The sequence below is a fragment of the Microbacterium sp. HD4P20 genome, from assembly GCF_019449275.2.
In the GTDB taxonomy this organism is placed as follows: domain Bacteria; phylum Actinomycetota; class Actinomycetes; order Actinomycetales; family Microbacteriaceae; genus Microbacterium.
In genome coordinates this window covers 308,676-332,885 of sequence record NZ_JAHZQZ020000012.1, presented here as the reverse complement: position 1 = coordinate 332,885, position 24,210 = coordinate 308,676, and the positions used below count along the sequence as shown (strand labels likewise).

Here is a 24,210-nt window from a genome sequence, read left to right as displayed (position 1 = left end):
CGGGGCGCCGTCAGCGGTCGGGCAGCGAGGCGAGATGCCGCTGCGCGAACTGCTCCACCGCGGCATCCAGTGTCGGGTCCTCGCCGCGCGCGAGCCCCGCGTACTCGAGCTGCACGGTGTGGCCGCCGGGTGTGGCCTTGACCCACATGCGGCGGCGTGGCACGAACAGCGCGGCGAGGAGGCCGGCGGTCGCGAGCACCGCGAAGATCAGCACCCAGGTGGCCGCGGCATCCCGGTGCACCGACAGCGACACGTAGCGCTTGACCGAGTCCTCGTAGCCGCTCGCGCCGTCGGGCGCCTCGTTCTCGAACGTGATCGTGCCGAGCCCGTTCGGCAACTCGGCCGTCTCGCCGGGCGCGATCTCGATCGACTCGACGTCGGTGCCGCGACCGGCGAGCTTGTCCATCTCACCGGTGTCGAGCGTGTACACCGACCGCGGCACGCCGCCGTCGATGCCGAGGTCGCCGGTGTAGACGTCGAGCGTCACGACCGGGTTCGTCAGAGCGGGGTACGCCGACGTGAACGCGCCGTCCTGGCGCTGGACCTGCGTCGGATAGAAGAACCCGACGAGCCCCATCTGCTCGTCGAGGCCGTCGGGCACCTTCACGACGCCGAGCGAGGTCATATTGGTGTCCTGCGGCAGGAACGGCACCGACTCCGAGAACACCACTTCGCCGTCGCCGTCGCGGATCGTGAGCGTCGGAGCGTAGCCGTTGCCCATGAGGTAGATGCGGTCGCCGGCCATCTCGAGGGGGTGATTGACGCGCACCTCGCCGGTGCCGGTCGCCTCGCCGGGCCTCTGGGTGGTGAGGTTCGCGACGAAGTCGCCCGCCTGCCCCTCCCCCTGCGTGCCGCGCGGCTGGTAGGTCACGTCGAAGCGGTCGAGCGTGAGTGCGTACGGCGCGAGCGCGTTCTCGTCGACGAACCGCCCCGGGTTGAACGAGGTGTAGTCGAGCATCGTGTTGACCCACGTGCGGCCCTCGATGATCACCGTCTGACCCGTGTGGGTGAAGCCTCCGCCGATGCCGACCGCGATCAGCACGCCGACCAGCGACGCGTGGAAGACCAGGTTGCCGGTCTCGCGCAGATACCCGCGCTCGGCCGACACCGAGAGTGCACCGCGGGAGTCGTAGCGCTCGACGCGGTAGCCGGCCTTCTTGAGCTGCTGCTGCGCGGCTTCGATCGAGTCGGATGCCGCAGCAGCAGCCGCCTGGACGTCGGCGTATTCGAGCGTCTCGGAACGGTGCACGTCCAGCCGCGACAGGCGCGCGGGCGTGCGTGGCGGCTTTGCCCGGAGCGCCTTCCAATGGTGCTTCGTGCGCGGGATGACGCAGCCGACGAGCGAGACGAACAGCAGGATGTAGATCGCCGAGAACCACGGCGACGTGTACACGTCGAACAGGCTCAGGTTGTCGAGGATCGGTGCGAGCTCGGGGTTGTCGGTGAAGTACTGCGTGACGCCGTTGGGGTCGGCGCTGCGCTGCGGCACGAGCGAGCCGGGCACGGCCGCGATCGCGAGCAGGAGCAGCAGCACGAGCGCCGTGCGCATCGAGGTGAGCTGACGCCACCCCCACCGCAGCCAGCCGATGAAGCCGAGCGCGGGCTGGTTGACGTCGCCAGGCTGCTCGGCAGAATCGGCGTGATCCGCCGGGCGTCCCCGCTCCCACTCACCACGGCGCTGGCGCGCCGCGGCGAGCCTCGGGGTGCGGGGGCCCAGTGGATCGCCCGCGATCGGCGCGTCAGAGCGGGGCCGGGACACTGGCGAACACCCCCTGCAGCTGGGCCATGATCGCCGTCCAGACGCCGGTCACCATGAGCAGGCCCACGACGATGAGCAGCCCGCCCCCCACCAGGTTGACGACCCGGATGTGGCGGCGCACGAACGAGACCGACCGCGTCGCCCACCCGAAGCCGAGGGTGAGCAGGAGGAACGGGATGCCGAGGCCCAGCGAGTACGCGACGCCCAGAAGTGCGGCGCGCCCGGCCGAGCCGGAGTCGAACGCCATCGACAGGATCACCGCGAGTGTGGGGCCGATGCACGGCGCCCACCCGATGCCGAGTGCGACGCCCAGCAGCGGTGCGCCGACGAGACCCAGGTTCGAGCGGACCTGGGGGCGGGCGATCTGCTGCATCCAGCCGAAGGCGCCGACGAAGACGAGCCCCATGGCGATGACGACGAGCCCGAGGATGCGGGTGATGAGGTCCTGGTACTCGAACAGGAAGCGGCCCAGCGTGCCGCCGAGCACCGCGATGCTCACGAACACCACCGTGAATCCCGCGATGAACAGCAGGACGCCCAGCACGAGTCGCCCGCGTGCGGGCGCCTCGGTCGCGGCATCCGTCATCACGACGCGTTGCGTGTCGTCGCCGCGCTCCTCGCTCGACGACCGAGGGTCGCCGGTCGCTGAGCGCCCTTCGACCAGCTCAGACGTCTGACGCGGCGCGACCGCGCCACCGATGAAGCCGAGATACCCCGGCACGAGCGGAAGGACGCACGGCGACAGGAACGACACCAGCCCCGCGAGCACCGCGATCGGAATGGCGACGAGCAGCGACCCGTCGGCGACGAGGGCGCCGAGGTTCACGCCTCCTCCAGGGCGTCGCGCACGAGAGTCTCGAGGATCGACGCGTCGTCGAGTTGGCCGATGATGCGCGCAGCGACGCGGCCCTCGGTGTCGAGCACGAGTGTGACCGGTACGGCATTGAGCGGCGTCTGCCCGGCGAACGCGAGCTTGATCGACCCGTCCTCGGTGGCCAGGGCGCTCGGATAGGTGACGCCGTACGTCTCGGCGAACGCCCTCGACGCCTCCGCTCCGTCGTACAGGTTCACCCCGAGGAACGACACGTCCTGCCCTTGGAACGTCTCGTGCGCGTCTTCGAGCTGCTCCGCCTCGACACGGCACGGCGCGCACGCGGCGTACCAGAAGTTCACGACCAGCACGTCGCCGGCGTAGTCGGCGCTGGTGGCGGTGCCCCCGACGTCGAGCACGCCCTCGAACTCGATCGGCTCGGTGCGCTCGTCCGCCGGGATCTCCTCGATCTGCCGACCATCGGCTGCGATGAATCCCTTGTTGTCGCCCTCGCGGTACTGGTCGGCGAGCGGGTCGCTCGTGCATCCGGTGAGCGCCGCCATCAGCCCCGCGATTACCAGAGCGGTCCCAGCTCCGGCCCGCAGCCTGCGTCCCATCCTGGTCATACCGCCCCCACGTCCACCGCGCCGGCCGCCGACGCCGGCTCGGCGTAGGCGGTCTCGGTCCACTTCCCGTCCACCATCTCGAAGCTCGTCACACTCGACAGCCCGCACCGCCGGTCGCGCGGGTCGTGACGCAGCGGAAGACCCGCGACCGCGAGGTGAGTCACCCAGATCGGCAGCTGGTGCGAGACGATGACGACGTCGCCCGCGTCCGCGGCATCCCACGCGTGGGTCATGGCCGCATTCATGCGCCCCACGACGTCGGCGTACGGCTCACCCCAGCTCGGGAGCGCCGGCTTGCGCAGGTGTCGCCAGTTCCACGGGTTGACGAGGGCCCGCACCATGCGCTTGCCCTCGAAGACGTTCGTCGGCTCGATGACGCGCTCGTCGATGACCGGCTCGATGCCGAAGAGCTCGGTGAACGGCTCCGCGGATTCCTGGGTGCGCTGCAGCGGCGAGCAGACGAGCGTGGACACCGGGCGCTGCATCGCCTGCACGAACTCGGCGGCCTGGCGAGCCATGCCGCGGCCGGCGGCGCTCAGGCCATATCCGGGGAGTCGCCCGTAGAGAACGCGGCGAGGATTGTGAACCTCCCCATGGCGCACGAGATGAAGGCGATCGGCGGGCACCGCCCCAGTCTACGGCGGCTCGATCTGTGGGGCCGCTGAGCGTCAGTCCGACGGCGTCGAGGTGAGCTCGCGCCGACTCTCGTGCGACGACTGCTCTGCCGATGCCTGCGCCTCCCGGCGCTCGCGCGACGCCGTGATCAAGGCACGCGTGCGGACGAACACGAACCATGCCGCGGCGAGCGCGACCACCGCGATCACGACGTACTGGACGACGTCGACGTACTGCTCGATGACATGCCAGGACTCACCGAGAATGTAGCCGGCGAGCACGAAGATCGTGTTCCAGATGAGGCTCCCCAGGGCTGTGAGCAGTCCGAACCGCCACAGCGGCATGCGGGTGACACCGGCCGGGATGGAGATGAGGCTCCGGAAGATCGGGATCATCCGCCCGAAGAAGACCGCCTTGCCGCCGTGTCGCTCGAACCAAGCGACCGTGCGGTCGATGTCTTCGGGGTGCAGCAGCGGCGTCTTCCCGGCGATGCGGCGAAGCCGGTCGGCTCCGAACCACGCGCCGATGCCGTAGAGGAGGAACGCCCCGACGATCGAGCCGAGGGTGGTCCAGGCGAGCGCCTCGAACAGCGTGAACGACCCACGGCTGGCCGCCAGTCCCGCCATCGGCAGCACGACCTCGCTCGGCAGGGGTGGGAAGAGGTTCTCGAGAGCGATCGCGATTCCCGCTCCGGCGGGGCCCACGACGTCCATGAGCGAGACGGACCAGTCGAGAAGGGTGCCCAGCCAGGACGTGTCGCCAGAGGTAGAGGTGTCGGTCATCGGTCGTCGCTTCCCCGAATGTCGCAGGCGGTCGGTGATCTCCGATCCACCGTACGGGCACGTCGTGAACGGTTCCTGGGTGCTAACCCCCGAATCGGACTCCGGAGACCCCGAGCTCGCGACGGTTCAGAGCGACGTGCCCGGCACGCCCGCCGCCGTCACCGCGAAGGCTGCGACGAGGCTCAGGACGATCGCGGCGGCCCCGGCCAGCGGAACCCAGAACGACAGACGCCTCTTCACCATCAGCACGATGGCCACGACGGTGGACGCGAGGAAGGCGACCCACGGCAGGATCATGCCCATCAGCCACCCGAGGGTGATGAGCTCGCTGATGCAGGTGCGAACTCCGCAGGGGTCGGACGCCATGACGAGGAACATGCCCATCAGCGATGCCCCTGTCGCGAGCACGGCGGAGCCGATCACCAACACGATCGTGAGCACGATGTCCCACACACGCACGGGGCGCGACGCGGCTCCGGGAGTCGTGGTGGTCACGGCGACATCTTAGGTCCCCCGTATGCTTGACGCTCGTGAGTGAACGCGTTCTGGTAGGTCAGCTCAAGGGTCTCGCCGACGGCCCCGTCTCCGTGTCCGGATGGGTCGAGACCGTCCGCGACCAGAAGAAGGTGCAGTTCGTCATCCTTCGCGATGAGACGGGCGCGGTGCAGCTGGTGAATCCGGCGACCCGGCCCGCCGAGGACGGCACCGAACAGGATGCCGCGGCCCTCACCCTCACCGACCTGATCTCGAACCTCGCAACCGGCACGTTCTTGACGGTGCGGGGCGAGCTCAAGCACGACGAGCGGGTCAAGCTCGGCGGCGTCGAGATCAAGATCGGATCGCTCGAGATCGCCGCCGCGGCGCTGCCCGAGACGCCGATCGCCGCCGACTCCGGCATGGACAAGCGCATGGACTGGCGCTTCCTCGACCTGCGCCAGCGTCGCAACAACCTCATCTTCCGCGTGCAGACCACGCTCGAGCACGCGATGCGCTCGTACTGGATCGAGCGGGACTACATCGAGGTGCACTCGCCGAAGCTCATGGCGTCGGCATCCGAATCCAATGCCGAGCTGTTCTCGCTCGAGTACTTCGGCGACCAGACCGCCTACCTCGCGCAGTCGCCGCAGTTCTTCAAGCAGATGGCCCAGGTCGCCGGGTTCGGCAAGATCTTCGAGATCGCGCCGGCCTTCCGCGCCGACCCGTCGTTCACCTCCCGCCATGCGACCGAGTTCACCTCGATCGACGCCGAGATCAGCTGGATCGACTCGCACGAGGACGTCGCGAAGATGCAGGAGGAACTGCTCGCCACCGCTATCGCCGCGGTGAAGGAGAAGCACGGCGCCGAGATCGAGGAGCTGTTCGGTCTGGAGGTGCAGGTGCCGGCGATCCCGTTCCCGCGCATCCCGCTCGCCGAGGCGCTCGAGATCGTGAAGAGCCGAGGCTACGAGGTGCCCCGCACCGACGGTGACCTCGACCCCGAGGGCGAACGTCAGATCTCCGCATACGTCGAGGAGACGTACGGTCACCAGTTCGTCTTCATCACCGACTACCACCCCGAGATCCGCGCGTTCTACCACATGCGCGATGAAGAGACCGGGCTCACCAAGAGCTACGACCTGCTGTTCAAGGGCGTCGAGATCACGACCGGCGCTCAGCGCGAGCACCGCGTCGACGTGCTGATCGAACAGGCGAAGGAGAAGGGGCTCGAACCCGAGCACCTCGACTTCTACCTCGACTTCTTCCGCTACGGCGCCCCGCCGCACGGCGGCTTCGGCATGGGCCTCGCGCGCGTGATGATGCTGCTGCTCGGGCAGGACTCGATCCGCGAGGTCACGTACCTCTTCCGAGGCCCGACGCGCCTGGCCCCGTAGCGTCCGCGGTCAGCCGGCGAGGGCGGCGCGCAGGCGGTCGGGCGAGATGCGCCAGTGGCCGTGCAGCTCGTCGTCGATGAGCACCACCGGGATCTTCTCCCACCAGGCTGCGTACAGCGCCGGATCGTCGGCGATCGAGAGTTCCGTCACCTCGACGGCATCCTCGGGCAGTTCGGCGACGACGGTCTCGACGACCTCGCGCGCGACATCGCACAGGTGGCAGTCGGGCTTGCCGATGAGGGTGAGCGTCGTCACCGCTTCAGTCTAGAAGCGCCGGTGGATGACCGGACGCCGGCGGGATGCCGACTTCAGCGCTCGACGGGGTAGCCCGCGGCGATCCATTCGTTCGTGCCGCCGTCGACGTTCGTGGCGGCGTACCCGCGTGCCTCGAGCGCCTCGACCACGCGGCCGGAGCGGCCGCCGATCGCGCAGATCACGTCGAACGCGCCCTCGGGCAGCTCGTCGAGCCGGCCGCCGATCGCCGACATCGGGATGTTGACGGCGCCCGGCACGTGTCCGGCGGCGAACTCATCGACCTCGCGCACGTCGATGAGCGGGACGTCGACGCGCTCGCGAAGCTCCTGGACGGTGATGGACTTCATCGGTTCCTTCCGCGGCGGAACACGAAGCGCCCGTCCACGGACAGGCGCTTGGTGTGATGGCCGCTTACTTCTTGTTGCGGCGCTGGTGGCGAGTCTTGCGAAGCAGCTTGCGGTGCTTCTTCTTCGCCATGCGCTTGCGGCGCTTCTTGATGACAGAACCCACGGAGAACCTCACTATGTCGGGGTCTAGGCGCAACACGTGCGCGCCCAGGATCGGGGCAGATGCGAAAAATGCCTCGTGACAGTCTAGCCGACGTCGGCGATCGGCCGCTGCAGTGCAGCCGTGACCGCAGACTCGGGGACGCGATAGCTGCGACCGAACCGCACCGCCGGCAGCTCACCTGAGTGGACGAGCCGGTACACCGTCATCTTCGAGACGCGCATCAGCTCGGCGACCTCGGCGACGGTGAGGAAGCGCACGTCGGGCAGCTCCGCCATGTGGTCATTCCTTCCCCAGAAGTGTTGACCACACTCTAGATCCCCCGCGACGTGCCTGTAAACACGGGGCGCATGTAAACCCCTGTGACGTGTGGGGCGCCAGGCGCGCGGTGTTCAGCCCTCGCCGCGGTGGCGCGCGCGCCGCTCCCGCGCGTCGCGGGCCGCCTGGCGCTCGACCTTTCGGGCGTCGCGCAGTGCCTTCTCGGCGGTCCGCACCGCCTTCTGGGCCTCTCGGTACTTCTTGTCATCGAGGATCTCGGAGTCCTCCAGCTGCATCCACGGCGAGCGCGGCGCGCGCCCCTCGACGGCCACCCGCTCGATATACGCGGCGACGCCGTCGAGGCTGCGCTCCAGGCTGAAGAGGAACGGGTCGGAGTCGTCGAGGAAGACGCCGGCATCGATGGCCGCTCGCAGCGCCGGATACGCGTCGGCGCTGATCAGGGTGCGGAAGAGGGCGTCCTCCTGAGCGGTGATCTCGTGCCCGCGAACGCCTCGCTCGCGCTCGGTGCGCGCGTACCCCGCGAGCACCGTGCCCGTCCATCGCGATGCGCCGGTCACCATCAGCACGACGGCAAGACGCTCCTCGTAGGTGAGCGGGGTCTCGGCGAGCGCCGCCAGTCCGGCATCCATCCACGCGGCGCTGTTCGGTGTGATGGGCGATCCACTGATCGGGACATCGAGCACCCACGGATGACGCAGATACAGGTGGACCTGCTCGGTGTACAGGCCGGTGAGGCGCTCGCGCCATCCGCCGGCCTCCGTGGCCTCGGTGGGCAGCGCCGTGGCCTCCTCCTGCATGAGCAGCACGAGGTCGTCCTTCGCGCTGACGTACCGGTAGAGCGACATCGGGGTGAATCCCAGTCGCGCTGCCACGGCGGCCATCGACACCGCGGCCAGGCCCTCGGCATCCGCGATCTCGACCGCCGCCTCGACGATGCGCTCAACGCTCATCTCCCGCTTGGGACCGCGTTGCGGGTTGGCCGCCACGCCCCACGCGAGTGCTATGCCACGCGGCAGTTCGGGTTCGGAGTCACGCAGGTCGGTCATGCGCTCAGTCTAGGTCTGTATAGGTCGTAAACAGTGTGTTACTGTCATAAACAGTTACTGGCATAAACAGTTTCGTACCTACACAGGAAGGAAGCCGATGAACGATCCCCGCACCGCCCCGGCCGCCATCGCCGTCCGCGGTCTGCGCAAGAAGTTCGGGCGCCAGACGGTGCTCGACGGCCTCGACCTCACCGTGTCGCGCGGCGAGGTGTTCGCACTCCTCGGACCGAACGGCGCCGGCAAGACGACCACCATCAACGTCCTGACGACCCTCGTCCGACCCGACGCCGGCACCGCCGAGATCTCGAGCATCGACGTCGTGCGTCACCCCGAGGCGATCAAGCAGCGCATCAGCCTCACGGGGCAGTCAGCCGCCGTCGACGACGTGCTCACCGGCACCGAGAACCTCGTCATGCTGGCGCGGCTGTCGGGCCTGTCGAGGCGCGCGGCGCGGAAGAAGGCCGCCGAGCTGCTCGCACGTTTCGATCTGACGGATGCCGCAGCCAAGCGCGTCGGCACGTACTCGGGCGGTATGCGCCGCCGGCTCGACCTCGCGCTCAGCTTCGTCGTGACCCCCGAGGTGCTCTTCCTCGACGAGCCCACGACAGGGCTCGACACCCGCAGCCGCCGCGAGCTGTGGGACGTCATCCGCTCCCTCGCCGACGCCGGAACCACGGTGTTCCTCACGACGCAATACCTGGAGGAGGCCGACCAGCTGGCCGACCGCATCGCGGTCCTCGACGGCGGCCGCATCGTCGCCACCGGTACCGCGTCGCAGTTGAAGTCGCGGATCGGCGGCGACACCGTGGAGCTGCACGACCCGCACGGCGACCTGCTGCGAGAGGTGCCGACGGACGGCACGGTCTCTGGCCTGCGCCGAGCCTTGGACGTCCTGGACGAGTCCGGCGCCGAGGGCACCGTCACGCTGCGGCGCCCCAGCCTCGACGACGTCTTCCTCGCACTCACCGGCGGCAGCGCCGCCTCGGACGCCCGCCATCCCGCCACCGATCCTGTGAAGGAGCACGCATGACCATCGCCCCGCCCGCACCCCCCGCCCTGCGCCCCCGCGTATCGGGCCTGACCGCAGAGAGCGTCTTCGTCGGACGCAGCCTCCTGCACTCCCTCCGCGACGGCGAATCGCTGCTCATGGCGATCATGCTGCCGATCATGCTCATGCTGATGTTCACGTGGGTGTTCGGCGGCGCGATCGATCCGGGCGGTGACTACGTGAACTACGTCGTGCCCGGCGTCATCCTCACCTGCGCGGGGTTCGGCGCCGCGTCGACGGCCGTGTACGTCGCCGGCGACATGAAGGCCGGCATCATCGACCGGTTCCGCACGATGCCGGTGCGCGCGAGCGCCGTGCTCACCGGGCACGTCGTGGCGAGTCTGCTGCGCAACCTCATCGCCACCGGCATCGTCATCGGCGTCGCCCTGCTCGTCGGGTTCCGTCCCACCGCCGACGCGTGGGGATGGATCGGCGCCGTCGCCGTCATCGCCCTCTGGATCCTCGCCATCACGTATCTCTTCGCCGCGATCGGCCTCGCATCGGGCAGCCCCGAAGGAGCGAACGGGTACGGCTTCATCATCCTGTTCCTGCCGTACCTCTCCAGCGCGTACGTCCCGGTGGACACGATGCCGGGCTGGCTTCAGGGTGTCGCCGAGTACCAGCCGGTGACTCCGATCATCGAGACGATCCGCGGCCTGCTCATGGGCACCCCGATCGACGGCTACGTCGGCTGGGCGGTGGCCTGGTGCCTCGCGATCCTCGTCGGGTCGTTCATCTGGGGCGCGTGGCTGTTCCGCCGGAAGGCAGGCCGGCGCTGAGTTCGTCCCCGCTGCGCGGGGTCAGCGACCGGGGAGCTTGCGGAGGGCGTTCTCGAAGGCGTGCTTGGCGGATGCCGCGGCACGGCCGACCACCTCGGCGGCGTGAGCCGCGGGCTCGGGCAGCGACGATGGCGCTGCCGGCTCGTCGTTCACGCCGTCGAGGAATGGAACCAGCCAGTCGTCGACCTCGTCCAGGGGAGCGGCCGACAGGCTGTAGTAGCGATGCTGGCCTTCCTCTCGCACCGAGACGAGGTGCGCATCACGCAGCACCTTGAGGTGCTTCGATACGGTCGGCTGACTCGCACCCAGCTCGTACACGATGTGCGACACGCTGGTGCCCTGCTCTCCGGCGGTTGAGCGATCGAGCAGAAGTCGCAGGATGTCGCGACGAGTGCCGTCCGCGATCACGTCGAAGATGTCCGCCATGTGCTCAGATTAGTCGGGAGCCCATCGGAGTACCATGACACGGGTCTCACAGCGAAAGGGGCACGCATGGCGACGGACCCGGCTGGGTCGCTCATGCGGCGCATCCCTCGGGCGTTCGGCGCGTGGTGGGACGGGCTGCGCAACCTCACCACATCGTCGCCGGCTCGCTTCGCGGTCCTGGTCTTCGTCTCGCTGATCCTCGTCTTCACGGCACTTCTGGCGCTGCCGGCGTCAGCGACGGGGGGCCGGCCGATCGCGCTCGCCGACGCCGTGTTCACCGCCGTCTCGACGATCTGCGTCACGGGTCTCACGACCGTCGACATCGCCACGACGTTCTCGGCGTTCGGCAAGGTCGTGATCTTCCTCGGTGTCAACATCGGCGGGATGGGCGTGCTCACGCTCGCCTCGATCCTGGGTCTGGTCATCTCGAAGCGACTCGGACTGCGCGCCAAGCTCATCGCGGCCAGCGACACGAATCCGATGCGCGCCCACGCCGGCCCGGTGAACGAGAGCCAGACCGTACGCCTGGGCGAGGTCGGTCAGCTGCTGCGCACAGTCGCCCTGTCCACGCTCTTCATCGAGGCGGTCGTCGCCGTGGCGCTGTATCCCGCGCTGGTGATGGCCGAGGTCGGTCCGATCGAGGCGCTGTGGGAGGCGCCCTTCTACGCCGCCATGGCGTTCACGAACACCGGATTCACCCCGAACCCGGGCGGGCTCGAGCCGTTCGCCGACGACTACTTCCTGCTGACCACCCTCATGGTGGCCGTGTTCCTCGGCAGCATCGGGTTCCCGGTGATCTACGCCCTGTTCCGGCACTACTGGCACGTGCGCCGGTGGCCGCTGCACACCAAGCTCACCCTCATCACCACGGTGCTGCTGTTCATCGCGGGGGCCGGTGCCTTCCTGGCGCTGGAGTACAACAACCCGAAGACCTTCGGGTCGATGGATGCCTGGGACACCACCTTCCAGGCGTTCTTCCTGTCTGCCATGACCCGCTCCGGCGGCTTCGCCGTCGTCGACGTCGGCGAGCTGTACGGGTCGTCGCTCATCGTGGGCAGCATGCTGATGTTCGTCGGCGGCGGGTCGGCCTCCACCGCGGGCGGGATCAAGGTCACCACCCTGGCCGTGCTCGCCATCGCCGTCTGGTCCGAGGCGAAAGGCCGCCAGTCGGTCGAGATCTTCGGCCGTCGCGTTCCCAGCGACGTCCAGCGCGTCGCTCTGTCGGTCGTCGCGTGGGGCGCGACGATCGTCGCCCTGTCGACGATCATCATCGCCCAGATCAGCCAGGAGCCGATCGCCGACGTCCTGTTCGACGTGATCTCGGCATTCGGCACCGTCGGCCTCTCGACCGGGCTGACCGCCGAGCTCAGCGACCCCGCCGTGTACGTCATGGCCGTGACGATCTTCATGGGCCGCATTGGTACAGTGACACTCGCCGCGGCCGTGGCCGCGACATCCCGTTCGCAGCTGTACTCGCTGCCTGTGGAAAGGCCCATCGTTGGTTGAGCGGATCAGAAGCGACGCGCCCGTCCTCGTGATCGGACTGGGACGCTTCGGCGCCGCCTGCGCCGGAGAGCTCGACCGGCTCGATCGCGAGGTGCTCGCGATCGACGACAACCTCGAGCTGGTGCAGAAGTGGTCGGAGCGCGTCACGCACACGGTGCAGGCCGATGCCCGCAACCTCGACGCCCTCAAGCAGATCGGCGCTCAGGACTTCCAGGTGGCCGTCGTCGCCGTCGGCTCGTCGATCGAGGCATCCGTCCTCATCACCGCCAACCTCGTCGACCTCAAGGTGCCGCAGATCTGGGCGAAGGCCGTCTCGCAGTCACACGGCAAGATCCTCGCCCGCGTCGGCGCCAACCACGTGATCTACCCCGAGCGCGAGGCCGGCGAGCGCGTCGCCCACCTCGTCAGCGGTCGCATGCTCGACTTCATCCGGTTCGACGACGACTTCGTCCTGGCCAAGATGTACCCGCCGAAGTTCGTGCGCGGCATCGGCCTGAACGAGTCCGGCGTGCGCACGAAGTACAACGTGACGGTGGTCGGCGTGAAGAGCCCGGGCAAGCCGTTCCGCTACGCCGAGGCCAACACGATCGTCACCAACCACGACCTCATCATCGTGTCGGGCACCAACGTCGACATCGAGCGGTTCGCAGCCCTCGACCGCTGATCCGCCCGCACCTACGCTCCCGCCGCGAGCTCCCGGGCTCGGGCCAGCGCGGCGTCCGTCGCGCGGGCGAACACGTCGTCGAGGCGCGCGTCCTGCAGGACGGCGATGGCACGCTCGGTGGTGCCCTTGGGGCTGGTCACACGCCGGCGCAACTCGGCCGGCTCCTCACCGGATGCCTCCAGCAGCGCCGCCGCGCCGATGAAGGTCTGCTCCGCCATGAGCCGCGCGTCGGCCTGGGAGAACCCCTTGGCGATGGCGGCCTTGGTGAACTCCTCCACGAGCAGGAAGAAGTAGGCGGGCCCCGAGCCCGAGATCGTCGACAGCGCGTCGATGCTGTGCTCCGGTACGTCCACCACGGTCCCGACCGTCTCGAACAGCCGCCGCGCGAGAGCGACCTCCGCGGGTCGGGCGGCACTGCCGGCGGCGAGGCCGGTGACGCCGCGGCCCACCAGAGCGGGGGTGTTCGGCATCGATCGAAGCACCGCGACGTCCGGCCCGAGAACCTCCTCGAACGTCGCGATCGTGACACCGGCGGCAAGACTGATCACGATGACGCCCGGCCGCAGCACCGGCGCGATCTCACGCAGCAGATCCGGGACCATCGCCGGCTTGACCCCCACCAGCACGACGGCGGCGCCGGATGCGGCATCCGTGTTGCCGTTCGGCGCTTCTTCGAGCGCGATGCTCGTCACGCCGGCCAGCCCGGCGAGCTGTGCGGCCTTGCCGGCGGTGCGATTGGTGGCTGTCACGCCCGTGGCGAGCCCCGAGCGCACGACTCCCTGGACGATGGCACCTCCCATGGAGCCTGCCCCGAGGACGGCGATGGGGGGAAGGACTGTGGCGTCGTTGGTCATGCGGCCATCGTACGGTCGGCTGCCACTAGTTGAGGCTTGACTTATATAAGTCGCGATGCAAATATTGCTCCATGCACGCCCTCGACGTCCTCGGCGATCCGGTCCGCCGGCGCATCCTCGAACTCCTCTCGGAGGGCGAGCACAGCGCCGGCGACATCGGAGAAGTCGTGCAGCGAGAGTTCGGCATCTCGCAGCCCGCCGTCTCGCAGCATCTGCGGGTGCTGCGAGCCTCAGGCTTCGCGAACGTGCGACCCGAGGGCACGCGCCGGTTCTACACGCTCGACCCGGAGCCGCTCGAGGCGGCGGCGGCCTGGTTCGATCCCTTCCGACGGTTCTGGCAGCCGCACCTCGATGCGCTGGGCACCGAGCTCGCGCGCGGTCGGCGGCAACGGCGTCTCGTCGCCGCCCGGGATTCCGCGGCGAAGGCAGACGCCGTCGACGAGCCGGGCGCCCCGGCATCCGGCTCGCCCGCCACCGCCCGTGACGACACCTCAGCCGCCGCAGACACCGCCGACCCCGATCCGCACACCACAGAGGAGAACTGACATGGTCGATGTCAATGCACAGATCGACGCCGTGACGCGCGGCGTCCGCACCGCCGATATGGACGGCGAGCCGTCGCACGTCCAGACGCTGACACAGGAGTACCCCAGCCCGATCGAGGACGTATGGGATGCCGTCACGAGCCCCGAACGCATCCCGCGCTGGTTCCTGCCGGTGGCCGGTGAGCTTCGGGCCGGCGGGCACTATCAGCTCGAAGGCAACGCCGGAGGCGACGTACTGACGTGCGACCCGCCCCGCGACGGCGCGGCCGGCTACCGCGTCACGTGGGAATACGGCGGCGGCGTGAGCTGGGTCGCCGTGCGCCTGGTCGCGACCGGCGAGGACACCACCCGACTCGAACTGGAGCACACGGCCCGCGCGGCCGATGTGCCCCCGGGGTTCTGGGAGCAGTTCGGCCCCGGGGCGACCGGCGTCGGCTGGGATGGCGGCCTGCTCGGGCTCGCGCTGCACCTGGGCGGCAGCGACGCCCTCCCCCCGGGTGCGGCCGAAGAGTGGGCCGCAACGGAAGAGGGCAAGGCCTTCTACCGCGGGGCGGCGACGGCGTGGGGCGCCGCCCACGCCGCAAGCGGCGCGGATGCTTCCGAAGCAGCTCAGGCGGCCGACAACACGTTCGCGTTCTATACCGGCCAACTTCCCGTCGACATGCCGGAGTCCTGACGACGCTCGCGCACGCCGTCGTCCGGCTGCGGCATCCGCCGTTGCCGGACGACGGCGCGGGACTATCCTCGAAGCAGCGGAGCACGGGCGCCTCGGCCCGGATCCGGGGAGGATCGACATGACGCTCTTCGACGGCATCACGGCACGAGTGATCGAGACACCTCGACTGATGGTCAACGTCCTGGAGCGCGAGGGAGACGACCCCGAGACTCCCCCGGATCGCACCGTCGTCTTCATCCACGGCAACGTGTCATCGTCGCTCTTCTGGCAGGAGACGATGCAGGATCTGCCCGCCGACCTCCGCGTGATCGCCATCGACCTGCGCGGTTTCGGCGGCACCGAGCACGCGCCCATCGACGCGACCCGCGGCGTACGCGACTTCAGCGACGACGTGCGAGCAGCACTGGCCGTCCTCGGCATCCCCACTGCCCACCTGGTGGGATGGTCGATGGGCGGCGGTGTCATCCTGCAGTACGCACTCGACCACCCGGTACTGAGCCTGACCCTGCAGGCGCCCGTCTCGCCGTACGGCTTCGGCGGCACGCGCCGCGACGGTTCGCGTCTCACGGACGACGACGCCGGCTGCGGAGGCGGTGGGGCGAACCCGGACTTCGTGCAGCGGCTCAACGATCATGACCGCACCGACGAGGCGCCGACCTCGCCGCGCAGCGTCTTCCGCTCCGGCTACGTCGCCGCCGGCTACGAGAGCCCGTACGAAGACGTGTGGGTGGAGTCGATGCTCACCACCTCCACCGCGACCGGCAACTACCCGGGCGACTCGGTGCCGTCCGAGAGCTGGCCGGGATTCGCCCCCGGCCGTGTGGGCGTGCTCAACACGATGACGCCGGGACACTTCGACGTGTCGGGAATCGTCGAGCTCGCCGACAAGCCCCCGATCCTGTGGATCCACGGCACCCTCGACGCGATCGTCTCGGACGCCTCGTTCTACGACCTGAACAACCTGGGCAAGCTCGGCGTGATCCCGGGGTGGCCGGGAGACGATGTCGCCCCGCCGCAGCAGATGGTGTCACAGACCCGCGACGTGCTCGAACGTTATGCCGCCGCGGGCGGCGAGGTCACCGAGCTGAGCCTCGAAGGCGTGGGGCACTCGCCGCACCTCGAGCGCCCGGTGGCGTTCCGTCACGCACTCCTCGAGGCGATCGGCTACGTCGGTCACCCGATCGATCCAGCGCCGCCGACCGAGGCGATCATCATCCGCTCGTCCGACTGATCGTGTGAGCCTCGGCCCCGTCCGTAGACTCATCGCATGAGTGCTTCGGGCGGCAGCAGAGCGATCATCGCGGCATTCCTGGCCAACATGGGCATCGCGATCGCGAAGTTCATCGCGTGGTTTCTGTCGGGTTCGGCCTCGATGCTCGCCGAGGCCATCCACTCGGTGGCCGACTCCGGCAATCAGCTGCTCCTCCTGCTGGGTGGTCGACGGGCCAAACGATCGGCGGACCGCGCGCACCCCTTCGGGTACGGGCGCGAACGGTACGTGTACGCGTTCGTCGTGTCGATCATCCTGTTCTCGGTCGGCGGCCTCTTCTCGATCTACGAGGGCATCGACAAGCTCACGCATCCGCACGAGCTCGAGAACGTCTGGATCCCGATCGGGGTGCTCCTGGTCGCCATCGTGCTCGAGTCCTTCTCGCTGCGCACCGCCGTGAAGGAGAGCAACCGCGTCCGCGCGAAGGGACAGTCGTGGGTGTCGTTCGTGCGGCACGCGAAGGCCCCCGAGCTGCCTGTGGTGCTGCTGGAAGACATCGCCGCGCTCACCGGTCTCGTGTTCGCCCTGATCGCAGTGAGCCTGACCGCCATCACGCACAACCCGGTCTTCGATGCGATCGGCACGCTCATGATCGGCACGCTGCTGATCCTCGTCGCGATCACGCTGGGCATCGAGACCAAGAGCCTGCTCGTCGGAGAAGGAGCGACGGATGCCGATCACGAGCGCATCGTGGATGCCATCCTCGCCGGACCCGAGGTGCACAAGCTCATCCACATCAAGACCCTCTATCTCGGCCCCGACGAGCTTCTCGTCGCGGCGAAGGTCGGCTTCGCTGCGGATGACTCGCTCGCGCGCATCGCCTCCGACATCAACCGCATCGAAGACCGCGTGCGCGCGGCCGTTCCCACCGCGCGGGTGATCTACTTCGAGCCCGACATCTATCGTCCCGGCGACGACCCGACCCCGCCGACCTCGGACTTCGTCATCAAATCCGCCGACTAAGCCCCGCCGCGCTCGAGGGTCGCCGTCCTGGCGCCCTGCCGACGACGCGCGAGACCACCCGAAAGGACACCGTGCAGTACTGCCTGTTCACCGAACCCCAGATGGGCGCGACCTACGCCGACCAGCTCGCCTACGCGCAGGCCGGCGAGCGGCTCGGCTTCCACGGATTCTTCCGCTCCGACCACTTCCTCAGCGGAATGGGCGATGGCCTCCCCGGCCCGACCGACGCATGGACGACCCTCGCCGGGCTCGCCCGTGAGACCACGCGGCTGCGGCTGGGCACGCTCGTCTCACCGGTGACCTTCCGGCACCCTGCGATCCTGGCCATCCAGGTCGCACAGGTCGACCAGATGTCGGGCGGACGCGTCGAACTCGGCCTCGGCGCGGGGTGGTTCGCCCGCGAGCACGAGGCGTACGGCATCCCGTTTCCCGACCGTCGGTTCGATCTGCTCGAGGAGCAGCTCGAGATCGTCACCGGGCTGTGGTCCACCCCGGCCGGTGAGACCTACTCGTTCGAAGGCCGCAGTCACCGGCTCGTCGAGGCGCCCGCGCTGCCCAAACCGGTGCAGAGTCCTGTGCCCGTGATCATCGGCGGCGGCGGGCCGCGGCGCACACCCGAGCTGGTGGCGCGGTTCGGCACCGAATACAACGTCGGCTTCCCGGAGGACCACCAGATCCAGGAGCGCATCGACAATCTCCTCGCCGCGTGCGAGCGCGTCGGTCGCGATCCGGGCACGATCAGGCTGTCGATCGCGATGTCGACGTTCGCCGGCAAGGACGACCGGGCGGTTGCGGAGCGGGCAGCTCGCATCGGCAAAACCCTCGACGACGTGCGCGACGGCACCAATATCGTCGGCGGACCCGACGAGATCGCCGAGCGCATCGGCGTCTATCAGGGCTTCGGAATCGAGCGGGTCTACTTCCAGCTGCTCGACCTGCAGGATGTCGAGCATGTGGAGTACCTCGGCGCGGATGTCCTGCCGCATCTCCCCCGCTGAGGTGGCGCCCGCTACGGCAACAGCCGTCGCGTAGCCGCAGAACCTGGCCCCCGAGTTCGGTGACAGGGCGGTCGCGGCGTGCTCAGACCGGCAGCCGCGTCAACGACGCTCGTCGAAGAACGCGCGCAGCAGCGCGGATGCCTCGGCCTCGCGCACGCCGGCGACCACTTCGGCGCGATACGGCAGGCGCCGATCGCGGACGACGTCGTACATCGAACCGGCCGCGCCGGCCTTGTCGTCCCACGCGCCGAAGACCAAGCGCGAGACGCGTGACTGCAGGACGGCCCCCGCGCACATGAGGCAAGGCTCGAGGGTCACCACGAGCGTGCATCCCTCGAGGTTCCACGATCCGGTCACCGCCGCGGCGGCCCGCAAGGCGACGACCTCGGCGTGCGCCGTCGGGTCGTGCGTGGCCTCGCGCAGGTTGCGGCCCTCGCCGAGGGCTCGGCCCGCGGCATCCGTCACCACCGCGCCGACCGGCACATCCCCGGACTCCCCCGCGGCCGAGGCCAGGGCGAGAGCCCGGTCCATCGCGGCGAGATCGGCGGGGTCGGCGTGCACCCCTCGAGGCTATCCCGACCCTGCTCGCCCCACGCTGCCCTGCGAAAACACTGGCCGGTCAGCCGACACGCCGGGGCGAGGCATCCCGAACCGGCGTGTCGCCGTGTTCGACGCGTCTTTTCGCGCCGGAGGTGGCGGACGGCACGCACTACCCTGGGCGTATGCGCTTGCACGTCGCCGACCACCCGCTCATCACCCACAAGCTCACGGTGCTCCGCGACCAGCGCACCTCCTCGCCGGTCTTCCGGCAGCTGACCGAAGAGCTGGTGACCCTGCTGGCGTACGAGGCGACGCGTGGCGTGCGCGTCTCGCCGATCGAGATCCAGACGCCGGTCACCACCACCATGGGGGTCAAGATCAGCGAACCGCGGCCCCTCGTGGTGCCCATCCTGCGCGCGGGACTCGGGATGCTCGAGGGCATGGTCAAGCTCATCCCCACCGCCGAGGTCGGATTCCTCGGCATGGTGCGCAATGAAGAGACGCTCGAGCCGTCGACGTATGCCGAGCGCCTGCCCGACGACCTCAGCGACCGGCAGTGCTTCGTGCTCGACCCCATGCTGGCCACCGGCGGGTCGCTGGGCGCGGCCATCGAGTTCCTCTTCGCGCGCGGCGCGCAGGACGTCACCGCGATCTGCCTGCTCGGCGCCCCCGAGGGCGTCGCCGCGATCGAGAAGCAGGTCGACGGCCGCGATGTCACCCTCGTCCTCGGCGCGATGGACGAGCGCCTCAACGAGAAGGGCTACATCGTGCCCGGGCTCGGCGACGCCGGCGACCGCCTCTACGGGACGGTCTGACCGGGCAGCCTGGGCCCGCGGCGGGCGGTCCGGCGGCGGGCGGGCCGGCGGCGGGCGGGCCGGCGGCGGGCGGGCCGGCGGCGGGCGGGCGGTACGGCGGCAGCGAGCCTGCTGCGAACGAGGAGCGCGGGCGCGACATCCGCCCCTCGCCGAACGGATGCCGCACCCACGCCCCTCGACGCTTGGTCAGGTTACGTGCGCCTGATCGGGCACCCAACGGGGTTGACACGACCAGGGCAGTTGTCTAGGGCCCGACGCCGGCCTCGGGCCCAGGTCGTCAATCGCCGAGCGGTGGATCCTGCGACGTGCGCCGGCCGGTCTCCTGCTCCCAGAACTCCAGCTGCTGCGTCAGGGCCTTGGCGAGCTCGAAGACCTGTTCGGGCGGAATCCGGATGCGGCTGACCACGCGCGCCGGTACGATCGTGTGCCGCTGCCCCGTGTCGGCATCGACCTGCTCGCGAGGCGGCTGCGCGAGCGTCAGGAAGTCCATGACGAACACCGTGGGCGTATGCCACACGTTGGCGAAGTCCGCGTACGCACCGCCGATGAGCTCGGGGGGCAGATCGATCTCGAACTGGCGGGGGGCTTCGTCGGCCATGGTGCGTGCCTCCTGACGGATCGGTCGCGGGCTGGTCTGGGTCGAGCGCGAGTCTACGCGGGGGTCAACCGCGACCGACGAGCCGCGCGAACCCGCTCAGGCGAGCGACGCCGTCGGGCGTGTAGGGCAGGTCGTCGAGGAGCCCCGGCGAATAGATGACGTAGGCCGTGTGCATGGCGCGCGAGATCGCGACGTTCAGACGGTTGCGCAGCAGCAGGAACTCCAGCCCTCGCGGCGCATCGCGCCCGCTGGAGGCGGCCAACGACACGATCGCCACCGCGGCCTCCTTGCCCTGGAACTTGTCGACGGTGCCGACGGGCACGTCGGCGAATCCGGCAGCGCCGAGCGCCGCCTCGACCGCGACCTGCTGGGCGTTATAGGGCGTGACCACGATGATGTCGGATGCCGCCAGCGGTCGCGTGGGCAGCGACGTCGATGTGTCTGCCCCGTCGACGTGCGCGTCGGTCCATTCCCGTCCAACGAGGTCGGCGACAAGTCGCGCCACTTCAGCCGCCTCCTCGAGCGACTGCGTCGCATTGCCGTGGTGGCGGAGCGGGATCGGGACGAGACCGGGCGCGACCCCCTCGATCCGGCGCAGAGCCGTGGACGGGTGAGCTTCGAGCTCACCCCGGTACGACAGTGCCGAGACCGGCGCTGCGACCTCGGGGCGCATCCGCCGAGTCTGGGCGAGGAAGTACCCGTACTCGTGGGGGATGACGTCGGCGCCGTCCATCACCCAGCCGAGAGCGGAGGTGTCGACGGGCGCCGGGTGCGTGCCCTGGCTCACCTGCGGAAGCTGCTGCGGATCGCCGAGCAGCAGCAGGCGGGGGGCCGCGAGTGAGACGGCGATCGTCGAGGCGAGCGAGAACTGACCGGCCTCGTCGACCACCAGCAGGTCGAGACTGGCCCGGGGTACCCGGCCCTCGTGGCTGAAGTCCCACGCCGTCCCACCGATCACGTAGCCGTCGCTATCGTGCTCGGCCGTGAACGCGGCGATCCCGTTCTTGGGCACCACCGTGAACGCGTGCTGCGCGCTCGGATCCTTCGGAGCCTTGCCCACCTGCGACGCCGGCACGCCGGCTGCGATGACGCGATCCAGCAGTTGCTCGATCGTCGCGTGTCCCTGGGCGACGACGCCGACCTTGTAGCCGTGGTCGCGCACGAGCCGCGCGATCACGTGTGACCCGACGTAGGTCTTGCCGGTTCCGGGCGGTCCCTGCACGGCCAGGTAGCTGCGGTCGAGGTCGCGCACGGCCTGCGCGATCGCGTCCACGACATCACCGTCGACCGGGGGCAGCGCACCGTCCCGCGCCTGCCGCAGGGTGCGGGGCGGCCGACGGCACAGGATGTCGGTGGCCGGGTCCTCGGGAAGCCGGGGGTGGGCATTGATGACGGCATCCGCCCACGCATCGATCGCCGCCTGCTGGTTGCCGGCTCCGGGCGGAGCCGGCGGGGTGAGGGCGAGGGGCAGGGGTGCCCACGTGTTGCCGTCGACCGCCGTCTCTTCGACGACGGCACCGTCGTCGAGTACCTCGAGCACTTTGACGGAGCGATAGGAGTGGATCCACCGCGGCGACGCCTCGAACGGGTAGGGCGCGGGCAGCTCGTACAGCGCGAACGGGCTCGTGCCCTCGCTCAGGCGCGTGCCGGGCGCGAGGTCGCCCCGCAGCTCGATGATCCGGCGCTCGCCGCCGCGCCCGCTCTCGCCGAAGTGCCAGTCCTCGAGCACACGGCTGCGGGTGGGGTCGACGGTCACCACGTCGCGCGTCTCGTCCCACAGCGACACCGGCTCTCGCAGTCGCAGGAAGTGGGTGGCCCAGAAGGACTTCGACTCGCGCGGGTAGTAGTCGATCGCTGCGGCACCGAGATGCAGCGTGCGCGCCGGAACGGAATCGTCGGGATGCTGCTGGGCGAGCGCCTCGAGCATGGTCGCACGCGGCGACGGCTCGTACGCCCGCTCATCCGGCTCGGGATCGGGAGAGGGCCGCAGCTGCGCCTCGCGGGCGCGATCGACCAGCCAGTCACGCAGACGCCGGGTCGACACACAGTCGTACCGGTTGTAGTCGGCGAGATCGTCGAGGATGTCGCGCGCCGCGACATCGTCGCCGTCGTCGGCCAGGGCGCGCGCCTCGACATAGCGCACGATGGAGTCGTCGCCCTTCTGCACGTCGCTGGTGCGCACCTCATCGCCCATGTAGAGCGGCTCGAGCTTCTTGATGGAGTAGGACCGGGACCCCACCCGCAACGCCCGGCGGACGATCGGGTACAGGTCCACGAAGACGCCGTCGCGCAACAGCCGGTCGACATCGGCCTCGCGCGCGCCGTGCCGCGCCGCCATCGCGAGCAGGTGCGTCGGCTCGTAGGGCGCGTAGTGGTAGATGTGCATGCCCGGGAACTGCTGGCGCCGCAGGGCGACGATGTCGAGGAAGCTCTCGAGCGCGCGTTTCTCGTCGGCGAAGCTGTGCGCCCACAGAGCGGTGTACTGCTCGCGCGAGTCAACCCAGCCGAACAGGTAGTCGATGCCCCACAGGGTCGGCTCCCCCGGCACCGGAGGCTTCCCGGCTTGCCTCGGTTCACAGTGCAGCGGGTCGCCCTCGAAGTCGAAGAACAGGTCGCCGTGATCCGGCCGCGGCAGCGCGCCGAGAGCCTGGGGCGCGACGACCTCGAACACCGGCACCGGCGGCGCCTCGTCCGGCACGGCCACCGGTGTCTCGACGAGTGCCGCAACGGCATGGGCGACGCGGCCCGCCGAGACGGCTGCGGCTTCCGCGATGATCTCGGTGCGCGCACCGTCATGGTGCGCGTGCGCGGTCTCGGCGCCGGGAGTCGGCTTCGGCGGGAAGAGCGGGGGCGTACCGGCGGGACTCTCGAGCTGCAGTCGCGCCTGCGTCCGCAGCGACGCGAACACATCCGGATTCATGGCGGGCGGCGCAGCAGCCACCGTCGCCAGCTCGTCGATCGTGGTTACCCCGGCGGCGCGCAGCCGCTCACGCTGGACCGGGCGCATGCCGGCGACGAGGAGAAGATCGCGGGATGCCACGACCTCGGCGTCGCACGTCGCACAGCGTCCGCACGCGATCACGCCGAGCTCGCCTCGCTCATCGCCCCACGCGATCGGGTCGCCGGCCGCGCCGAGCTCGAGGCGGCGGTCGAGGATCAACGCTGCCAGACGCTCACGGCGCAGGCGGAAGACCGGAAGGAGGTCGTCGACCTCGTGGACGCTGACACTGCCGTCGCCCAGCAGCAACTCGACCCGGTCGGAACGGACCACCCCGAGCCGGTCAAGCTGGTCGACGTATGCCGCCAGCTGCATGAGCGCCGTCACCCGCGCGCGACGAGCCAGCTTGGTGTCTTGCACGATCCAGGGCCGGACGCCGGTCCCCGGCGCCGGCAAGGGGTCTCGCACGAGAAAGTCGGCGAACCCGACGAAGTCGCTCGTCGAGAACGCGGCCTGGTAGATCACCTCGGCGTCCGACGTCAGGGCCGCGTTCGTGCGAGCCACCGCGTCGGCCAGAGCCACGGCATCTGACGACCGCACTTCAGGAATCTCGACCACGCTCGCACCGAATCGCGCGACGTAGTCGGCCAGCACCTGCCGCTCGTGCATCGTGCCGAGCCGCCCGGCCCGCTCGAGCGTGAGGTCCTCGGGCTCTTCGACAGCCTCGACGCGCCCCAGCCGCGCGTCGATCGCACGCAGCCATGCGAACTCGCACTCGGCTGCGGCTTTGAGGTCGCTGGCGCTCCAGACGATCCGGCCTTCGTCTTCGATGTATCGCATGCCCTGCCCTTCGCTACGACCCTAACCGCGCCCGCCGACACTCCCCGCGCGTCGTCCCCCCGAGCGCGAGCCGTCGCAAACGGCCGCGCGCGTTCGCCGCGGGCGGCCGATTGCGACGTTTCGAGACGCGGTCGAGCGGGACGGCGAGGAGGGAAGAGGGGGATGCCGTCAGTAGGCGCGTCCGGCCTGGTACCTGCCA

Annotated in this window: 27 protein-coding genes; 11 read left to right on the top strand and 16 right to left on the bottom strand. The window is 69.7% G+C overall.

Features of this window, described 5'->3' with window-relative positions; translation table 11 throughout:
* Positions 1-10 precede the first annotated feature (10 nt).
* The 6 genes from K0817_RS06590 to K0817_RS06565 form a co-directional block, all read right to left on the bottom strand.
* Positions 11-1,759, bottom strand: coding sequence for a cytochrome c biogenesis protein ResB (locus tag K0817_RS06590; RefSeq protein WP_374209529.1), 1,749 nt, complete (start codon positions 1,757-1,759; stop codon positions 11-13).
* On the bottom strand, positions 1,740-2,585 hold the full coding sequence (locus tag K0817_RS06585) for a cytochrome c biogenesis CcdA family protein (RefSeq protein ID WP_219980577.1): 846 nt from the start codon (positions 2,583-2,585) through the stop codon (positions 1,740-1,742). The genes K0817_RS06590 and K0817_RS06585 overlap by 20 nt, the downstream gene beginning before the upstream one ends.
* The gene (locus K0817_RS06580; protein WP_253735228.1) at positions 2,582-3,133 is read right to left on the bottom strand and encodes a TlpA disulfide reductase family protein; all 552 of its coding nucleotides are present in this window, start codon (positions 3,131-3,133) and stop codon (positions 2,582-2,584) included. The genes K0817_RS06585 and K0817_RS06580 overlap by 4 nt, the downstream gene beginning before the upstream one ends.
* 59 nt (positions 3,134-3,192) lie before the next feature.
* The gene (locus tag K0817_RS06575) at positions 3,193-3,822 is read right to left on the bottom strand and encodes a histidine phosphatase family protein (RefSeq protein ID WP_219980575.1); all 630 of its coding nucleotides are present in this window, start codon (positions 3,820-3,822) and stop codon (positions 3,193-3,195) included.
* Between the two features lie 42 nt (positions 3,823-3,864).
* Positions 3,865-4,593, bottom strand: a complete 729-nt coding sequence (locus K0817_RS06570; RefSeq protein WP_253735227.1) for a DedA family protein — start codon at positions 4,591-4,593, stop codon at positions 3,865-3,867.
* A gap of 126 nt (positions 4,594-4,719) precedes the next feature.
* Positions 4,720-5,088 (bottom strand): hypothetical protein, encoded by a 369-nt coding sequence (locus K0817_RS06565; protein WP_219980574.1) that lies wholly within the window; start codon positions 5,086-5,088, stop codon positions 4,720-4,722.
* 35 nt (positions 5,089-5,123) lie between these two features.
* On the opposite strand from K0817_RS06565, the gene aspS reads away from it, so the two are divergent.
* Positions 5,124-6,464, top strand: coding sequence for an aspartate--tRNA(Asn) ligase (gene aspS, locus K0817_RS06560; RefSeq protein WP_219980573.1), 1,341 nt, complete (start codon positions 5,124-5,126; stop codon positions 6,462-6,464).
* Between the two features lie 9 nt (positions 6,465-6,473).
* Here the strand turns inward: aspS and K0817_RS06555 are convergent, their stop codons facing one another.
* The 5 genes from K0817_RS06555 to K0817_RS06535 all read right to left on the bottom strand — a co-directional run bounded on the left by K0817_RS06555 (position 6,474) and on the right by K0817_RS06535 (position 8,551).
* Complete coding sequence (locus K0817_RS06555) at positions 6,474-6,719, bottom strand: glutaredoxin family protein (RefSeq protein ID WP_219980572.1); 246 nt, start codon at positions 6,717-6,719, stop codon at positions 6,474-6,476.
* Positions 6,720-6,772: 53 nt separating this feature from the next.
* Positions 6,773-7,066 carry a rhodanese-like domain-containing protein gene (locus K0817_RS06550; RefSeq protein ID WP_219980571.1) on the bottom strand — a complete coding sequence of 98 codons (294 nt, stop codon included), beginning with the start codon at positions 7,064-7,066 and terminating at the stop codon, positions 6,773-6,775.
* A gap of 64 nt (positions 7,067-7,130) precedes the next feature.
* Complete coding sequence (locus K0817_RS06545; protein ID WP_003792170.1) at positions 7,131-7,229, bottom strand: 30S ribosomal protein bS22; 99 nt, start codon at positions 7,227-7,229, stop codon at positions 7,131-7,133.
* An 83-nt stretch (positions 7,230-7,312) separates the two neighbouring features.
* Positions 7,313-7,504 (bottom strand): helix-turn-helix domain-containing protein, encoded by a 192-nt coding sequence (locus K0817_RS06540; protein ID WP_127473071.1) that lies wholly within the window; start codon positions 7,502-7,504, stop codon positions 7,313-7,315.
* A 114-nt stretch (positions 7,505-7,618) separates the two neighbouring features.
* A complete protein-coding gene (locus K0817_RS06535; protein WP_219980570.1) occupies positions 7,619-8,551 on the bottom strand; it encodes a TetR/AcrR family transcriptional regulator in 933 nt (310 codons plus the stop codon).
* A 97-nt stretch (positions 8,552-8,648) separates the two neighbouring features.
* On the opposite strand from K0817_RS06535, the gene K0817_RS06530 reads away from it, so the two are divergent.
* Both K0817_RS06530 and K0817_RS06525 read left to right on the top strand, forming a co-directional pair.
* Complete coding sequence (locus K0817_RS06530; RefSeq protein ID WP_219980569.1) at positions 8,649-9,581, top strand: ATP-binding cassette domain-containing protein; 933 nt, start codon at positions 8,649-8,651, stop codon at positions 9,579-9,581.
* Complete coding sequence (locus tag K0817_RS06525) at positions 9,578-10,378, top strand: ABC transporter permease (protein WP_219980568.1); 801 nt, start codon at positions 9,578-9,580, stop codon at positions 10,376-10,378. The genes K0817_RS06530 and K0817_RS06525 overlap by 4 nt, the downstream gene beginning before the upstream one ends.
* A gap of 21 nt (positions 10,379-10,399) precedes the next feature.
* Here the strand turns inward: K0817_RS06525 and K0817_RS06520 are convergent, their stop codons facing one another.
* Complete coding sequence (locus K0817_RS06520; RefSeq protein WP_219980567.1) at positions 10,400-10,804, bottom strand: helix-turn-helix transcriptional regulator; 405 nt, start codon at positions 10,802-10,804, stop codon at positions 10,400-10,402.
* A gap of 66 nt (positions 10,805-10,870) precedes the next feature.
* On the opposite strand from K0817_RS06520, the gene K0817_RS06515 reads away from it, so the two are divergent.
* Both K0817_RS06515 and K0817_RS06510 read left to right on the top strand, forming a co-directional pair.
* Positions 10,871-12,310 (top strand): TrkH family potassium uptake protein, encoded by a 1,440-nt coding sequence (locus tag K0817_RS06515; protein WP_374209528.1) that lies wholly within the window; start codon positions 10,871-10,873, stop codon positions 12,308-12,310.
* Positions 12,303-12,974: a TrkA family potassium uptake protein gene (locus tag K0817_RS06510; protein WP_219980566.1), complete on the top strand. Its 672-nt coding sequence runs from the start codon at positions 12,303-12,305 to the stop codon at positions 12,972-12,974. Before K0817_RS06515 ends, K0817_RS06510 begins: the two co-directional genes overlap by 8 nt.
* Positions 12,975-12,985: 11 nt before the next feature.
* Here the strand turns inward: K0817_RS06510 and proC are convergent, their stop codons facing one another.
* The gene (proC, locus tag K0817_RS06505; protein ID WP_219980565.1) at positions 12,986-13,828 is read right to left on the bottom strand and encodes a pyrroline-5-carboxylate reductase; all 843 of its coding nucleotides are present in this window, start codon (positions 13,826-13,828) and stop codon (positions 12,986-12,988) included.
* A 71-nt stretch (positions 13,829-13,899) separates the two neighbouring features.
* Here proC and K0817_RS06500 point away from each other — a divergent pair, with 71 nt between their 5' ends.
* The 5 genes from K0817_RS06500 to K0817_RS06480 all read left to right on the top strand — a co-directional run bounded on the left by K0817_RS06500 (position 13,900) and on the right by K0817_RS06480 (position 18,280).
* A complete protein-coding gene (locus K0817_RS06500; protein ID WP_219980564.1) occupies positions 13,900-14,373 on the top strand; it encodes a helix-turn-helix transcriptional regulator in 474 nt (157 codons plus the stop codon).
* Position 14,374: 1 nt separating this feature from the next.
* A complete protein-coding gene (locus tag K0817_RS06495) occupies positions 14,375-15,049 on the top strand; it encodes an SRPBCC domain-containing protein (RefSeq protein WP_219980563.1) in 675 nt (224 codons plus the stop codon).
* 118 nt (positions 15,050-15,167) lie between these two features.
* Complete coding sequence (locus K0817_RS06490) at positions 15,168-16,280, top strand: alpha/beta hydrolase (RefSeq protein WP_219980562.1); 1,113 nt, start codon at positions 15,168-15,170, stop codon at positions 16,278-16,280.
* 36 nt (positions 16,281-16,316) lie between these two features.
* Entirely contained in the window at positions 16,317-17,282 is a 966-nt protein-coding gene (locus K0817_RS06485) for a cation diffusion facilitator family transporter (RefSeq protein ID WP_219980561.1), read from the top strand.
* 71 nt (positions 17,283-17,353) lie between these two features.
* Complete coding sequence (locus tag K0817_RS06480; RefSeq protein WP_219980560.1) at positions 17,354-18,280, top strand: LLM class F420-dependent oxidoreductase; 927 nt, start codon at positions 17,354-17,356, stop codon at positions 18,278-18,280.
* Between the two features lie 99 nt (positions 18,281-18,379).
* Here the strand turns inward: K0817_RS06480 and K0817_RS06475 are convergent, their stop codons facing one another.
* Positions 18,380-18,811, bottom strand: coding sequence for a nucleoside deaminase (locus K0817_RS06475; protein ID WP_219980918.1), 432 nt, complete (start codon positions 18,809-18,811; stop codon positions 18,380-18,382).
* Between the two features lie 191 nt (positions 18,812-19,002).
* Between K0817_RS06475 and upp the strand changes: the two genes are divergently transcribed.
* Positions 19,003-19,635 carry a uracil phosphoribosyltransferase gene (gene upp, locus K0817_RS06470; protein ID WP_219980559.1) on the top strand — a complete coding sequence of 211 codons (633 nt, stop codon included), beginning with the start codon at positions 19,003-19,005 and terminating at the stop codon, positions 19,633-19,635.
* 277 nt (positions 19,636-19,912) lie between these two features.
* Here the strand turns inward: upp and K0817_RS06465 are convergent, their stop codons facing one another.
* Together K0817_RS06465 and K0817_RS06460 are read right to left on the bottom strand one after the other, a co-directional pair.
* Positions 19,913-20,233 (bottom strand): DUF3467 domain-containing protein, encoded by a 321-nt coding sequence (locus K0817_RS06465; RefSeq protein WP_219980558.1) that lies wholly within the window; start codon positions 20,231-20,233, stop codon positions 19,913-19,915.
* A gap of 64 nt (positions 20,234-20,297) precedes the next feature.
* Complete coding sequence (locus K0817_RS06460; protein WP_219980557.1) at positions 20,298-24,011, bottom strand: bifunctional RecB family nuclease/DEAD/DEAH box helicase; 3,714 nt, start codon at positions 24,009-24,011, stop codon at positions 20,298-20,300.
* Positions 24,012-24,210: the final 199 nt, after the last annotated feature.